Origin of the sequence: Flavobacterium johnsoniae UW101 (genome assembly GCF_000016645.1) — a bacterium.
GTDB lineage: Bacteria > Bacteroidota > Bacteroidia > Flavobacteriales > Flavobacteriaceae > Flavobacterium > Flavobacterium johnsoniae.
On the sequence record NC_009441.1, the window covers coordinates 249,938 to 265,243 of the forward strand.

The following is a 15,306-nucleotide window of genomic DNA, read 5'->3' on the forward strand; positions in this document are numbered from 1 at the left end:
TTAACATTTTTATCGCTTAACTTCCACAAAATCATAATATAAGGCCTTCGATAAAAACCCTGCTTCCTGATAATTTCCTATCATTTCTTCTCTCACTGCTTCGGGGTATTGTCCATCTAGGTTATTCTTTTTAAAATATTCTCTTCGAGCTTCATCATTGAAGTTCAAACTGCTTAAAAATTTAGGTTCCACACCTTTATTTACTGAGATATTATAATTAGTAATTAGATTTCCCCAATTAAAAAAACTGCATATTAAAATCGTACTGTAGAAATACCAAACCATCTGATTTACCAGATAAGCATTTGTTTTTTGTTTTGTTATTTTTAAGAAAGAATAAACTAATCCTATAATGGCAAGAATTAAGAAAGCGTAAACTCCCAAACGTTTATAAGTTAAACCATAAAACGAAACATATTCTGTGTTTTTAATCATGGCACTTACAATCAAAACCACATTTAAGACAATCCATACTTTGGCAAGTTTTTTTAGTAAGTGCGCTTTTTCATCAAAATTAAAACCTCCTTTAAAGTAAAACAGGATTACGCCGACTGCCATTAGAATTGAAAAAATTACTGCATTTACACGTTCGTGAGTATCTGCACTTAGGTTCGTTTTTTCGATTACTTCAAAAAACTGTTCGTAATTGTATGTCGCTATGAAAACCAAAAGCATAATATTCAATAGAAATAATGTGATTTCACCGCTTTTTCTTTCAAAATCCAAATCGAGAAATGAAAATGTACTTTGATTTTTTACTTCAGAAATATTACTGAATTCGTTACTAAGTTTTGGGTTGAATTCATAACAGGCATCTGGCACCCAGTAATTCCAGAAGCTGAATGAAACATAAAATCCAAGTATGCTGATTAAGATTAATTGAAAAATATCAATATCTAAAGTATAATCTGTAAATAATGATGAAAAATGATTGCTTCCGAAAGAGTAAACAATAAAAAACAATCCTAAAAACAGAAGCGGAATTACAAAAAATGCCACGATCTTCTTGGCAAGGTCATTATGAATTTTTCGTTCAGGAAGCCATTGGTTAAAAAGAAAAACTCGTCCTAACGATGTAATTCCGTTTAAGAATATCAATGGAAAAATCTGTACAATTTTAAGTTCTCCATCGTGGGTTTTAAATTGTAAAAACAGGATTGACAATGCTAAAGCAAAAAATGAAGCAGCATCTCCATACCATGCAAAAGCAAAACAAGACAAAATAGAGGTTACAACCAGAACTAAATGTGACCTGTCGACAAACTTCTCCTGAAAGAAGTAACTAATTAAAAGCGTTAGCATTACCCCAAAAATTGAGAGATTAACTCCGGGAGACTGGTTGTAAAAAAGCAGTGTAAATATCACTGTACAAGCTAAAATAATTTGATGTTTTTTCATGATTCTAAAGTTAAAAGTACTTTGTATTTCAAAGTTATTAGACAAAAAAATATAGTTATTACGATTTCATTAATTTTTCGAGGTAAGAAAGGTGCTCTTTAAACGCCGCGCGGCCAAGCGGTGTTACCTGATAAGATGTTTTTGGCTTTTTACCCACAAATTCTTTCTTAATCTCGATATATTCTGATTTTTCTAATGCTGAGGAATGACTAGCTAAATTACCATCGGTGATATTTAAAAGTGTTTTCATCTCGGTAAAATCTACCCAGTCGTTAACCATCAGAACGGACATAATACCTAGTCTGACACGGCTTTCAAAATCTTTATTTAGTTTATCAATAATTCCCATTGGGTTATTTGTATTTTTTGAACATCACTAATCCGTATACGATATGCAGAATTCCGAATCCCAGAATCCAAAAAATCAACCCATATCCTATATTAAAAAGTGCAATACATCCTAAAATCAGTTCCGAAAAACCAAGATATTTTATATCAGAAAATGTATATTTTTCAGCATTTATAACGGCTAATCCATAAAATATTAAAGTAGACGGCGCTACTAAACCAAAATAGCCATGATGCATTAAAGCCAGGCAGAATATTCCGCCTGCAAATAAGGGCACTGCAAGGTTGAATACCATTTTTTTAGTTGCCGATGTCCAGATTGGTAAATTATATTTTCGGCTTTTTCTAATAGTAAAAAAGATTCCGAATGCAAATGCAAATACTAAAATTGTAATTCCAATCCAGAATAGTTCTGAAACCAGATTCGCAGAATATAATCTATGCTCATCATTTAAATAATCCATTCCGTTTGCTTTAAACAGCTGGTAAACATAGATTCCGCCAATTAAAGCCGAAAGACCTGCGAAAACTCCAGAAAGTCCGCTTAATGATATAAATCTTGAAGAGCGTTCCATCATGGAACGAATATGTGCTAAATCTTCTTGGTGCTTTTGATTCATAATTAAAGTACTTTGCGCTACAAAGTTATTACTTATTTTGAAACAGCAATAAAAAAAGATCGCTTTTTTCAAAAAACTAATCTTAGAATTAATTTACTTTCTAAAGACTAACTCTCATTGGTTACAAAATTTTTAAATTTATACAATAAAGAAAACATGACATAACGCTTTAAAACATTACTTTCTGAATCAACAACAGCTGTTGAAGTAATGGTTCTCGAAGTGCTCTGATTTTGATTGAGTAAATCATAAACTTTTACTTTGAATGTAAATTGTTTCGCGAATTTGTAGGACAAACTAGTGTTCCATAAATAGAAATCTCTTTTATATGGTCCAGAAATATTTGAATTATAGTTGTAACCAAAGTCGTTTCCAAAAACCCAGTTCTTAGGCCAGAAGTTTGTTATTTCGACATTAAAATTATGAGTTGTATTTGAAGTTGAACTTAAAGAAGTATTATTATATCGAATGTCATTATATGTAAAGTTATAATACGGCTGGATATTTAACAATTCACCATATTCATATGTAAATCCAAAGCCGGGATTGAGTCTAAATGCTTTTGCCTCATACAGCTGGTTATTTGTAAAACCTTTATTTAAATTATAATTAGCATACAGAGAAAACCGCAGTCCAAAAGTATTCACATCTTTCTTTATCCTTTTGTTCCATTCTCCTGCCAGTAACATATCGTATGTGCCTTCAACATTATCAAAAGTTGAAATCTGTTTCCCTGAACTGTTATAAGCAGAAGCTCCCACAATCTGATTATCAAAATAGGTCGTACTAAAATGAAGGAAATAACCCGAATCTGATTCAAAATTATAACTTGAAAAACCTGTCTGTAAAAAATGAAAAGTCGAAGCTTTTAAATTAGGATTTCCTGTTCTAACCACTAAAGGATTATCTAAATCAGCAACCGCCAAAACCTGATTACCACTTGGAATTGTATATTTACGCTCATACATCATTAATACACTCTGAGATTGTGAAATGCTGTAATTGGCACTAATGGTTCCGTTTGGGATAAAATAGTTTTTATTCAAATCTATTGTTTCATTTAAATAAAATGCATGATTTTCTGTCCTGATAACAGAAGTCCCTGCAGATGCCGATAAATCAAGCTTTTTTATACTCATACTAAAACCCACTTTTGGGTTCACTCCAAAACTATTAAAAGAGTTAAAATTACTAAGTGATTCATTAAAAACATCGTATTCCATATCCTGACCATTGCGGTCGAATGTTTTTTTATCATCGCTTGTTTTTTCATAATCTGTAATTACTGAAAAATTCAGTCTTAACGAATCTGTTACTGGTTCAAAATATTGAAGATTTCCTATATATTTATCTCTATTGTTTTTCTGAGTAACATTTTGATTACGCAAATCGTCGGGACTTGTTCCTTCTGCAAAAACGGTCAATGAATTTACCTTTGAATCTAAATCGTTTCGTGAATTCTCGTTTTCAAAAGAGGCAGTAAAGTATCGTCCTTCTTTTTTAGCATTTAAAAAAAATCTAAGATTATTTCTAAAATTCGTATTATTACTTTGAGTTGTATTAAAAGAATTACTGGAATTAATTAACTGATTATTCTCATCCCAGGTTTTTCTATCAAAGGCATTTACTGATACCGTTTTTCCTGTTTGAATAGCTGGTGCAAAAAAAACTTTTATTGAAGGGGAAACTTTATACTCAAAATTTAAACTTACATTATGTCTATTAAAATCCTGATCGCTTTTTGAAGCAGATTTCGACAATAAAGAACCTGTTGGAAGTAAAGTAAGTTCTGATGTTTTATTTGTATTGTCTGTATTAGAATTGTTAAAATAATAGTTCAAATCTGTGCTTTCTCCCTTAAACCACTCGTCAGTATAACTTATCCCAATCATATTCGACTTTGTTATTCCTCCTCTGCTCCCAAAAGAACCGTCTGAACCATCGTTTCTTCCTCCTCCCATATTATCAAAAACCTCGTTCATAGAAAAACCAGATGCATTAATATTATTTGAAGAAGCCAAAAAACTGACACGCCTTTTATCTTTAAAATAACTTAATAAAGCACTGCTTTCATATCTTTCTGAACTTCCATAACCGCCTAATAATTTGCCAAAAAAGCCTTTATTCTTCTTTTTGTCTATTGTCAAATTGATTGAAACATTCTCTGATGTCGAAGCTTGTTTCGTAAATTCCTGTTCCTTGGTTTTAGTGTCTGAAACCTGTACTTTTTTTATGAGCTCAGCAGGAAGGTTTTGAAGTGCTATTTTTCCATCTGCATCAAAAAAAGGTTTTCCGTTAACTAATACTTGGTTAACCTTTTTTCCATTGACCATTATTTTTTTGTCCATATCAATAGTTACACCGGGCAATTCTTTCAACAAAGCTTCTACATTGGCGTCTGGACGTAACTTAAAAGAAGAAGCATTAAATTCTATGGTATCTTTTTTTATTCGGATAGGAGCATCGTTTTTAATAATAACTTCATCCAGTTCAACATCATATTTCATAAGTCTGACAACTCCCAAATCTATATTCTGAGTGCGTTTTTCTATTGTATCCGAAAACTCCAGATAACCTTCTGCCGAAATTTTTAAAATATTGTTTTGAGATCCTGATTTAGTTTCTAATCTAAAGTGACCATTTTTATCCGAAAGCGTATAAACAACTATCGAGAAATCTTTAGGATGCATTAAATAAATGGTTGCAGATTCAATGGGCGAATCTTTTTCGGTAACAACTTTACCACTGATAACGGTGCTTTTTTGTGCAAAAGAGGAAATGCTATACAAGAAAAACACAAAAAAATGCAGCATTTTTATTCTGCTTCGTATTGAGAAAAATTTATTTAAAAGAATTAAATGAAAGAATAATGCGTGGAATTTAAAAGTTTTAATCATGGGGACTGATATACTTGCAGCAGGCTTAAATCGTTTGTTTTATTAGGGACAAACTTACATTATAAATTAAAACAAATAATAACTTATTGTTAAAAAATAGGGATTAAAACTAAAATCAAACAAAGAGTTAATTTTCACACACTTAAAAATCTATTTATAATTTAAAAACATTTAAAGGTTCTCAAAAAACAGCCCTGACGGAATATAATTTCAATAAGAAAAAATAAAAAAACTCCAGCGGAGTAGCATATATTTTAGATTATTAAAATATGCCTCTCAGCTGGAGCTTTGTATTGTAAATATTTACTTCTTTGCTATGAATATTTCGCTTCTCTAAAGCTTACAAAAAGTACTTTCTTAAGAAAGCTGCTTTGTAACTTATAGCTTTAAAACCATCTTCTTCTTTTGAATAAAAACACTCCAAAAGTGGATAAAATAATGGAAACTAAAAGCAGGATCCAGATTCCGTATCTACTTTCTTCAAGACCGTTTGGTACGTTCATTCCGTATAAACTGGCAATTAATGTCGGGATCATTAAAATGATAGAAATCGAAGTCATCTGCTTCATGATGTTATTCATGTTATTTGAAATAACTGAAGCGTAAGCATCCATCATTCCGGTCAAGATGTTGTTGTAAATATTAGCAGTATCCTGAGCCTGATTTAATTCGATTTCAACATCTTCTAATAATTCCGGATCGTAATTAGCCTTGTGTGCTTTTAGGTTTTTGATTCTTTGAAACAAAACGTCATTAGCTTTTAAAGAGGTTATAAAGAATACAAAACATTTTTCGATTTGAAGCAGGGCCTGCAATTCTTCATTTTTGATAGATTTCTCTAAATTGTCTTCTGCAAGTTTTATTTTCTGATTGATTTGTTTTAGATATTTCAAATACCATACACTTGATGATAAAAGCAATCTAAGAACTAAATTGAAGTTGTCTTCTATTTCGATGTTTTTGCGCTGTGAATAAGCAACAAAATCTTGTATGATTTCTGTTTTATAAAAACTGATTGTAACACAGATACCGTCTTTAAAAATGATTCCGAGAGGAACGGTATGAAAAGGAATTTTTACATCTCCGCTTTTAATAGGAATGCGCATGATGATAAGTGTCCAGCCGTCTTCAATTTCAATACGGGGTCTTTCGTCGATATCCTCGATATCATTATAAAAAGCTTCAGGAATTTGAAGTTCTTCTAATAAGTAATTTTTATCTGATTCTGTTGGAGATTCGATGTGAATCCAGCAATTTGAAGTCCACTTTTGGATTTCTATCAATCCGTTGTTGTTTGTGTAAAAGGCTTTCATTTCAAAATACAGGTTTTTAGCGCAGCATTTTGAAACTTCAAAAGCTGCTTAATTTAATACTAACGAATAATAATAATCGTCCATTTGGAGAAGTGTTATTTTTTTAAGTGCTGCAAAAGTATCCTTTATTTTTAAGAACCAAAATTTTAAACTATTAATAATATATTAAAATGGCAGTTTGGACAGATTTTTAAACACATAGAAACATAGATATTCTAACTGTAAAAAAAGGCGTTTCACTTTTTTTTAAACAACATAGCAGCAATCGATCGAGTAAACTATGTGAGAGAAATTTGTTTTTCTTTAAATTCTTTTTTAAGAATTTAAACCTTATGTTCCTATGTGTTTAAAAAATTAATGCAATAAAAAAGCCTGTTCTATATAGAACAGGCCTTAAAATATATTTTGACGCGATTTTATTTGTTTTTTGCGCTTCTCATTTTTCTTGCTAAAAGTGTATTTTTAAGCAGCATTGCAATTGTCATTGGTCCTACTCCACCTGGAACTGGTGTAATGAATGATGCTTTTTTGCTTACGCCTTCAAAATCAACGTCACCTTTAATAACGTATCCTTTTGCATTTGATGCATCTTCTACTCTAGTAATTCCAACATCGATAACTGTTACACCTTCTTTTACCATATCTGCTTTTAAGAATTCCGGAACTCCCAAAGCAGTAATAATGATATCTGCATTTTTAGTGAATTCAGCTAAGTCTTTAGTACGGCTGTGTGTTAATGTAACAGTAGAGTCTCCAGGATTTCCTTTACGGCTCATTAAGATGCTCATTGGACGTCCTACGATGTGGCTTCTTCCAATTACAACAGTATGTTTTCCTGCAGTTTCAACTTTGTAACGCTCTAACAATTCCATAATCCCGAATGGCGTTGCCGGAATAAAGCTTTCCATTTCAAGAGCCATTCTGCCAAAGTTAGTTGGGTGAAATCCGTCAACGTCTTTATCAGGATCGATTGCTAATAAAATTTTCTGCTCGTCGATATGTTTTGGCAATGGCAATTGAACGATGTATCCGTCTAGGTTATCATCTTCATTTAACTCTTTAATTTTAGCTAGAAGTTCATCTTCGGTAATCGTTTCCGGCAGACTTACTAAAGTAGAATCAAATCCAATTTCCTGGCATGATTTTACTTTACTTCCTACGTAAGTTAAACTTGCTCCATTGTTTCCAACCAAAACAGCTGCTAAATGAGGTACTTTTCCTCCGGCTGCTTTTATAGATTGAACTTCGGCTGCAATTTCGTTTTTAATGTCGTTAGATGTTTTTTTACCGTCTAGTAGCTGCATTTGTTTTTGTTTCAGGTTTAAAGTTTTCTTTTGTTTCACGTTTCAAATTGAAAACGAAACTTAAATATTATGTAATTAAAAAAGTTTCAAGTTTTGGTCTCTTAACTTGAAACCTTAAACTTGAAACTTTTAATTATTTTATCTCGGCATTCCTCCTGGCATTCCTTTCATGCCTCCCATCATTTTCATCAGATTTTTTCCGCCTGGCCCCTGCATCATCTTCATCATCTTGCTCATTTGGTCAAACTGCTTCATTAACTGATTTACCTGCTCGACTTTAGTTCCGGAACCTTTAGCGATTCTGGCTTTTCTTTTTACGTCGATAATGGCTGGTTTACTTCTTTCTCCCGGAGTCATTGAGTGAATGATGGCTTCGATATGTTTAAAAGCATCATCTTCTATTTCTACATCTTTCATGGCTTTTGAAGCTCCTGGTATCATTCCTACCAGGTCTTTCATATTACCCATTTTCTTTACTTGCTGAATCTGCGTTAGAAAATCATCAAAACCAAATTCGTTTTTAGCGATTTTCTTTTGAAGTTTTCTAGCTTCTTCTTCATCAAATTGTTCCTGAGCTCTTTCTACAAGCGACACAACGTCACCCATACCTAATATACGCTCAGCCATACGATCTGGATAGAAAACATCAATTGCTTCCATCTTCTCGCCTGTACCTACAAATTTGATTGGTTTGTTTACAACCGATTTAATCGAGATTGCTGCTCCACCACGAGTATCACCATCTAATTTTGTTAAAATAACTCCATCGAAGTTTAAGATATCGTTGAAAGCTTTTGCTGTATTTACAGCGTCTTGTCCTGTCATAGAGTCGACAACGAACAATGTTTCTTGCGGCTGAATTGCTTTGTGTACGCGTGCAATTTCATCCATCATTTCCTGATCTACTGCTAAACGCCCTGCAGTATCGACGATAACTACATTAAATCCGTTTGCTTTTGCGTGTTTAATTGCGTTTTGAGCAATTTCAACAGGATTTTTATTTTCTGGTTCTGAATATACTTCAACACCTATTTGATCTCCAACTACATGTAACTGATTAATCGCCGCAGGACGGTAGATATCACACGCTACAAGAAGTGGTTTTTTATTTTTCTTCGTTTTTAAGAAGTTGGCTAATTTTCCTGAGAAAGTAGTTTTACCAGAACCTTGAAGTCCCGACATTAAAATAACGCTTGGATTTCCAGATAAATTAACTCCGGCAACATCACCCCCCATTAATTCAGTCAGCTCATCTTTTACCAGCTTCACCAATAATTGTCCTGGCTGAAGCGTTGTTAAAACGTCCTGACCAATTGCTTTTTCTTTTACTTTCGTTGTAAAATCTTTAGCAATTTTAAAGTTAACGTCGGCATCAAGTAAAGCACGACGAACTTCTTTTAAAGTATCGGCAACGTTTACTTCTGTAATTTTACCGTGTCCTTTTAATATATGGAACGCTTTATCTAACTTATCACTTAAATTATCAAACATATCTTTTTCTTTATTTGAAGTGCAAAGATAATCTAATTAGATATTTCAGGCAATTTTTATTTAGCTGCATTTAACCGCAAAGTTCGCAAAGGTTTACGCAAAGAACGCTATGTTTTTTTGCTCGTAAAATCGCGAGGTTGCAAAGTTTTTTTTTACGCTCCCGATAGCTATCGGGATAAAAAGATTTAAGCAGATTCACAGAAATTATTATTCAAATTCAAAAAAATAAAATCTGCCATAATCTGCAAAATCTGCGTGAAAAAGAATCATTTTAATCCTTCTAATCTGCGGCAAAAGAAAAAAGGCGCAAAGAATAAACCTTTGCGCCTTTGTAACTTTGTCACTTTGAACCTTAAAATTAAAACTGGAAGTAAATAAACGGCTGTGAACCGGCAACGGCTGTTGCATAAACAATCCAGTAAACAAAGCCCAGAATTATTGCTTTTATTAATAATGGTGTTCTGTCGAAAACGAACTTCATTTTGTTTGTAATAACTTCCGGCAGGAAATGCCAAACGTATCCAAACAGCATTAATAAAAACACATTTTTATATCCTAAAACAATAGCCTGCCAATGTTCTGGTTCGAAAGTTAACTGACCAATATTATTAATTACCTGTAATGCAGTTTCGAAATCTCTAGCGCGGAAAAAGATCCAGCAGAAAACTACAAAATGGAATGTGATTATAATTGAAAAGAAGGTCCACAAGAAATTACTTTTGCCGTCTTTTCTGGCAGGAAAGAATTCAAGGAAAATTTTATGAACTGCTAAAGCTAATCCGTGTAAAGCTCCCCAAACAATAAATTGTGCTCCGGCTCCATGCCATAATCCGCCTAAAAGCATTGTGGTAAAAAGGTTTAGATTGGTTACCAAAGTTTGTTTCTTTTTGCTTGAAAGCAGAAATGACAAACAAAAAACAGCAATCGAAACAGATGCAACAATCAACGGAATTATACTGATATTGTAATTTGTAATTCCCCAAAGCAATAATCCAAAGAAGAACAAACTCGGGAATAAATATCCGGCGAATGAACCTTCTCTGTTTCCACCAATCGAAATATACAAGAAATCTTTTAACCAGGTTGAAAGAGAAATATGCCATCTTCTCCAGAAATCTGTAATCGAAGTTGATTTATAAGGTGTTCTAAAGTTGGCAGGCAGTTTAAATCCTAACAACAAAGCGATTCCAATTGCCATATCTGAATATCCTGAGAAATCACAATAAATTTGAATAGCATATCCGTAAGAAGCCATTAAATTTTCAAATGACGTGTAATTCATTGGCGTATCAAAAACACGATCAACAAAGTTTACCGAAATGTAATTTGAAATTACCGTTTTCTTAATTAATCCGCCAATAATCAAAAACAAGGCGTTGTTTACATCTTGTTTAGTCAGATTCAGTTTTTGATAAATCTGCGGAAGGAAATCTTTTGCGCGTACAATTGGTCCGGCAACTAACTGCGGAAAAAACGAAACGAAAAATAGGTATTCAATGTAGTTTTTTGTCGGCTTAATTTCTTCGCGATAAATCTCGATAATGTAACTCATCGATTGAAAAGTATAAAACGAAATTCCAACCGGAAGAAATATATCATGAAATTTTAAATTGCCATTGAACATATCGTTGTATGTTCCAATCATAAAATTCATGTATTTGAAATAACCCAATAATCCTAAGTTCAGGATGACGCTTATTACCAAATATATTTTCTTGGTGCTGTCTTTGGTTTCTTTATAGATAATCTGGCTTAAACCATAATCTACTACCGAAGAAAGCAATAAAAGTAAAAAGTAAATACCGCTTGACTTATAGTAAAAGAAAAGCGAAAAGAGAATAACATACGTTAATCTTAAATAAAATGTTTTGCGTAAAAAACCATACACAAAATAAAATACCAGAAATAATCCTAAGAATAAACCGGTATTAAATAATAGTTTCTCATCTGGATTGTAAACAAACCAGCTTTCAACTTGTTCTATTGTAATTGCACCAAAATTTTGAATGAACCAATTATTAATGCTGTCTATTGTTGTCAACTTACTTTTTTAATTTAAAATTATCGTATGCTTTTAAAAACGCCTCGGTAAACAAACTTCCTTGTTTTTCATATCCTTTTTTAGAATAATGAACCCAGTCTTTACCTATTAACCCTTCTGCTTTCAGCTGTCCTATTCCGCTTAAGCCGCCTAATTCATCATATAAATCCCAAACAGCAAATCCATCTTTTTCGGCAATATCATTTATTCGCTGTGCATATTCTCCAACAAAATGATTTGGTTTTCTTCCTCTAAACAAAGAAGGAGGCGAAGTCATGACGATTATAGGAACATTTATATTCTGCTCTTTTATGTTCTTGATAAACTCTCTCAATCTTCTAATGTATTCAGATGCTTCCAGTTTATCGAAACTTTCATTTGTTCCTAAAGAAAAAATTAAAAGATCAGGATGCAATGCTTTTAACTGTTCAAAAAACAAAGGATATTTATTATAATCCGAAAACTTTGCACCGTTTACACCAATACCGCTGTAGGTAATTCCGGGAGCATTTTTCTCTAAAACAAGTCCGTTTAATTCAAAATCTTTAGCTTCTTTATTTGGAATAAGAAAAATTCTGTCTAAAGCTTTTTCTGATTTATAATAATGACAAAATGCATCAGATTCAAGATTCAGAGGTACAAACTCTGATGTTTTAATATTTTTTGGCTGCGTTTGATTAGTTGGAATTTTTAAAATCCTTCCTGCACGAATATTATTTGATTTCAGCTGATTTGCTCTTTTAATTTCGGCAACCGAAACATCATATTTATCTGCAATTACAGAGATTGCTTCTCCTTTTTTAATTTTATGAGTAATTACTTTTCGTTCTGTGGTTTCAACAAACTTGGTTTGAGATCCAGAAGCCAGATCAAACATATTCTCATTTTTGGGCGTAATGATCTGAATGGTATTAAACTTATATGCAGCATCTTTAACGCTCATTTCCATTACAAATCCGCCGGTATCTCTCCAAAGTCCAATACCGCTTAAACCTACAGGATAATTTCTAACCGGGTAAATATTTCGATAGCTTTCCCAAATTCTGTTACAGCTGAAACGTTCATTATACGATCCGTTTGTTTTGGCTAATTGATACGGAAAAACAAAACCTCGGCCTGCGTTTCCAAATTTTTGCTGCAGTAACTTTCTTATTTTATTGGTCATTAAATCACCCTGAATGTGTGAATCCCCAATATGAACAATATTTATTTTTTGATTGTTGTCGCTTTCATTATCCCTCAATCTCTTAAAAACACTTTCTAAAACTTTAGCATTATAGATGTGATTTCCTGTATAAGTTTCGACCGATGTTGAATCGATTTTGCTAACCATATTTTTAGTTATTGGAAGTGAGACTGTTGTTTCGGGTTTATCATTTGTTGAAAAAAAAAGACAACAAAAGAAAATAAGTAGTTTATTCATTTACGCTATCTTTTTTGACAGATACGGAATCTGCTTTAGGTTTTCTAATCGCTTTAGGTTTAACGCTTCCATCACGCTTTTCACGCAGAATTTTATATTCTTCGTATCCCTTATTTAACTGACTGTACAACAAATTACCAATGGCTTTTGCACCTCTTTGGTTAAAGTGTGTGTAATCTTTATTGGCTTTAGCCGGAGATTCGTCGACCCATTTTACCATAGAGCCGTCACCGCCCATTAAAGTATATAAATTTACAAAACCTGATTCAGTATCCAAAGCATATCTTTTTTGAGCATTCATTAATGGCACAACAGCAGAATCTGTTTTCATTTCTAAATCATATTTAGTCGATTTATCAGCTGTTGAAACAATCAAAATAGAAACTCCCGGAAACGACTCTTTTATTTTGTTTACCGTTTTAGTCATTCCTTTTTGATACCATGAATAATTTTTAGTTCCGTAATTCAATACGTTTGTTCCGTAATGAAGAATAACCAAATCGTATTTTAGACTATTATTGAAAGCCTGCATTACATTAGCATCAAACATAGAAATTGGCAGTCCTGAATTTCCTCTTTGAGAGAAATTATCAACGTGTACTCCTATTCCGTTATCAAAATTAAATCCAAAAATAGGAATAGAATCGGCGTGGATAAAATTAGCTTTGAAAGATTTTATACTTCCAGAAGTTACTTTTAGACTGTTTACCAAATTGTTTGGTGAAAGATTTTTTCTTAAAGTATCTTTTCCAATAATAAAATTTACATTTCCTTTTTTAGCTGATCTTCCGTAAAATAATGTTGGATTATCTAAAGAAGTTGAATATTTATTCAATCCTGCTTCATATTGAACCCAGGTTGTATTAGATTTGTCATTTGCAAAAAACACATGACCGTTTACTCCAAACGGACTTGTTGGTTTTTTTACATTTAAATAAGATTGTATCTTCCAGTTTTTAGAAAACAATGTTTTTACAGAACCTCTTGAAGCCGATGACTCTGAAATAATAGAAACGAAACCAACTCCATTTCCTCCAAAATGTTCCTGATAATTCATACGAACATCCTGTACAATCAAATCACCGTCGGTCATAGAATCTCCATAATAAGCAATTCTAACGTGTCCCTGTGGGTTTTGTTCTAATTGATATAATTTTTCATAAAAAGAAATCAGGTATTGATATCCTTTATAATTATCAAATGTTTCAGATGGAAATTCGATTCCTTCAGATGCATCATAAACGATTTTTTCCTGACCAGATTTATCTGCAATATTATCCCCATCCAGAGACAAAGAATCTTTTGCTACTGATTCAAGAAGCAGACTATCAATAAGTACATTTTTGGAATCTACTTTTCCTTCTGAAAAAATCTTATCCGGAAGAATCTGTTTAAACCCAATGAAAGCAACAAATGCCAATGCAACTATTGCAAAAGACTGAAAGAAATATGATTTTGTATTCACTTATTAATTATATATTGAGAATGGCATCACAGAAATTAATTATCAATATTCCTGTTAATTCCGTTTTAAAAAATTGCTGCGCAAAGATAGAATTAAATCGTTCATTTCTATTTGATTTTAACAACAAAGAAAATAAAAAAAAGAGGTTAGAAAATTCTAACCTCTTAAATCAAAAAAAAATAAAAAAACAAAGCTAATGATTAACTAAATTTTTGATGTGATTTATTTGAAAATAACTTTATCTGTTTTAATCTTTTTTATAAAAAACTTAGAACAAAATAAAAGTAACTTTCTTCATGTTAAAACCAACTATAAATTAAAAAATAACCTCGAATAATAATTCATTCGAGGTTGCTAAAACTTTATTAGAAAGTTGTAGCGCTGTTTGCCTGGTATGCGAAATTAAAAGTATAGTATGGTGACTCAGAAGTTTGTGTTGGACTTGCTGGAGCATCTTTATAGTAACTTAATATTTCAAATTTTGCATATTTACCATCATGTGTTTTTACTACAAATACTTTTCCTGCAATAGGGGAAATGATATGAGTATCTGCATTATAAGAATACCAGCCTTTACCGCTTCCTGTAGGGATTGAATAAACAGCGGCAGCATCTTGAGCAAAAGTACTAGCTGCAGGAAATGCAGTTACGCTTGCAAAAGTACCAGACACAATGCTTACTGCACCAGATCCTGTTCTTTCAGGTTCATCTGCAATACCAATTTTAGCACCACCATTTACAATAATTGTAGTACCACGAAAAGCGATATCCCAGCTATTATCTGTTACTAGTTTGTTTTGAGAAAAACTGAATTTTGCAAATGCACCTCCTGCTGGTTGTCCTTGTCCTCCAGTTTGCGGTGCAGCAATATTAGAAACTTTTGTAGTTACTACAGGCACGACTTCATTTTTATCATCATCGCTGCTGCAAGATGCTGTAAAGATAAATAGTGCTAAAAGCGAAAGTTTTAAGAATTTTGTTTTCATTTTGTAAATGTGTTAAATAA

General features: G+C 32.4%; 11 protein-coding genes. All 11 read right to left on the bottom strand.

Annotated features, from left to right (window positions below):
* Window positions 1-9: 9 nt before the first annotated feature.
* The 11 genes from FJOH_RS01275 to FJOH_RS01325 all read right to left on the bottom strand — a co-directional run bounded on the left by FJOH_RS01275 (window position 10) and on the right by FJOH_RS01325 (window position 15,286).
* Window positions 10-1,398, bottom strand: coding sequence for a DUF4153 domain-containing protein (locus FJOH_RS01275; RefSeq protein WP_012022346.1), 1,389 nt, complete (start codon window positions 1,396-1,398; stop codon window positions 10-12).
* A 58-nt stretch (window positions 1,399-1,456) separates the two neighbouring features.
* Entirely contained in the window at window positions 1,457-1,747 is a 291-nt protein-coding gene (locus FJOH_RS01280; RefSeq protein ID WP_008464519.1) for a winged helix-turn-helix domain-containing protein, read from the bottom strand.
* 4 nt (window positions 1,748-1,751) lie between these two features.
* Window positions 1,752-2,366, bottom strand: coding sequence for a hypothetical protein (locus FJOH_RS01285; protein WP_012022347.1), 615 nt, complete (start codon window positions 2,364-2,366; stop codon window positions 1,752-1,754).
* A gap of 107 nt (window positions 2,367-2,473) precedes the next feature.
* Window positions 2,474-5,179, bottom strand: coding sequence for an outer membrane beta-barrel protein (locus tag FJOH_RS01290; protein ID WP_052295168.1), 2,706 nt, complete (start codon window positions 5,177-5,179; stop codon window positions 2,474-2,476).
* A gap of 470 nt (window positions 5,180-5,649) precedes the next feature.
* The gene (locus FJOH_RS01295) at window positions 5,650-6,576 is read right to left on the bottom strand and encodes a magnesium transporter CorA family protein (RefSeq protein ID WP_012022349.1); all 927 of its coding nucleotides are present in this window, start codon (window positions 6,574-6,576) and stop codon (window positions 5,650-5,652) included.
* A gap of 416 nt (window positions 6,577-6,992) precedes the next feature.
* Complete coding sequence (locus FJOH_RS01300) at window positions 6,993-7,880, bottom strand: bifunctional 5,10-methylenetetrahydrofolate dehydrogenase/5,10-methenyltetrahydrofolate cyclohydrolase (protein WP_012022350.1); 888 nt, start codon at window positions 7,878-7,880, stop codon at window positions 6,993-6,995.
* A 138-nt stretch (window positions 7,881-8,018) separates the two neighbouring features.
* Window positions 8,019-9,371: a signal recognition particle protein gene (ffh, locus tag FJOH_RS01305; protein WP_012022351.1), complete on the bottom strand. Its 1,353-nt coding sequence runs from the start codon at window positions 9,369-9,371 to the stop codon at window positions 8,019-8,021.
* A gap of 358 nt (window positions 9,372-9,729) precedes the next feature.
* Window positions 9,730-11,412 (bottom strand): MBOAT family O-acyltransferase, encoded by a 1,683-nt coding sequence (locus tag FJOH_RS01310; RefSeq protein WP_012022352.1) that lies wholly within the window; start codon window positions 11,410-11,412, stop codon window positions 9,730-9,732.
* A gap of 1 nt (window position 11,413) precedes the next feature.
* Window positions 11,414-12,745, bottom strand: coding sequence for an SGNH/GDSL hydrolase family protein (locus FJOH_RS01315; RefSeq protein ID WP_235023086.1), 1,332 nt, complete (start codon window positions 12,743-12,745; stop codon window positions 11,414-11,416).
* 82 nt (window positions 12,746-12,827) lie between these two features.
* The gene (locus FJOH_RS01320; protein ID WP_012022354.1) at window positions 12,828-14,300 is read right to left on the bottom strand and encodes an SGNH/GDSL hydrolase family protein; all 1,473 of its coding nucleotides are present in this window, start codon (window positions 14,298-14,300) and stop codon (window positions 12,828-12,830) included.
* A gap of 365 nt (window positions 14,301-14,665) precedes the next feature.
* On the bottom strand, window positions 14,666-15,286 hold the full coding sequence (locus FJOH_RS01325; RefSeq protein ID WP_012022355.1) for an HmuY family protein: 621 nt from the start codon (window positions 15,284-15,286) through the stop codon (window positions 14,666-14,668).
* Between the last annotated feature and the right edge of the window lie 20 nt (window positions 15,287-15,306).

Excerpts from the sequence above, each read along its gene's own strand:
- FJOH_RS01275 (WP_012022346.1), bottom strand. The coding sequence starts at position 1,398 with ATGAAAAAACATCAAATTATTTTAGCTTGTACAGTGATATTTACACTG.
- FJOH_RS01280 (WP_008464519.1), bottom strand. The coding sequence starts at position 1,747 with ATGGGAATTATTGATAAACTAAATAAAGATTTTGAAAGCCGTGTCAGA.
- FJOH_RS01285 (WP_012022347.1), bottom strand. The coding sequence starts at position 2,366 with ATGAATCAAAAGCACCAAGAAGATTTAGCACATATTCGTTCCATGATG.
- FJOH_RS01290 (WP_052295168.1), bottom strand. The coding sequence starts at position 5,179 with ATGCTGCATTTTTTTGTGTTTTTCTTGTATAGCATTTCCTCTTTTGCA.
- FJOH_RS01295 (WP_012022349.1), bottom strand. The coding sequence starts at position 6,576 with ATGAAAGCCTTTTACACAAACAACAACGGATTGATAGAAATCCAAAAG.
- FJOH_RS01300 (WP_012022350.1), bottom strand. The coding sequence starts at position 7,880 with ATGCAGCTACTAGACGGTAAAAAAACATCTAACGACATTAAAAACGAA.
- ffh (WP_012022351.1), bottom strand. The coding sequence starts at position 9,371 with ATGTTTGATAATTTAAGTGATAAGTTAGATAAAGCGTTCCATATATTA.
- FJOH_RS01315 (WP_235023086.1), bottom strand. The coding sequence starts at position 12,745 with ATGGTTAGCAAAATCGATTCAACATCGGTCGAAACTTATACAGGAAAT.
- FJOH_RS01325 (WP_012022355.1), bottom strand. The coding sequence starts at position 15,286 with ATGAAAACAAAATTCTTAAAACTTTCGCTTTTAGCACTATTTATCTTT.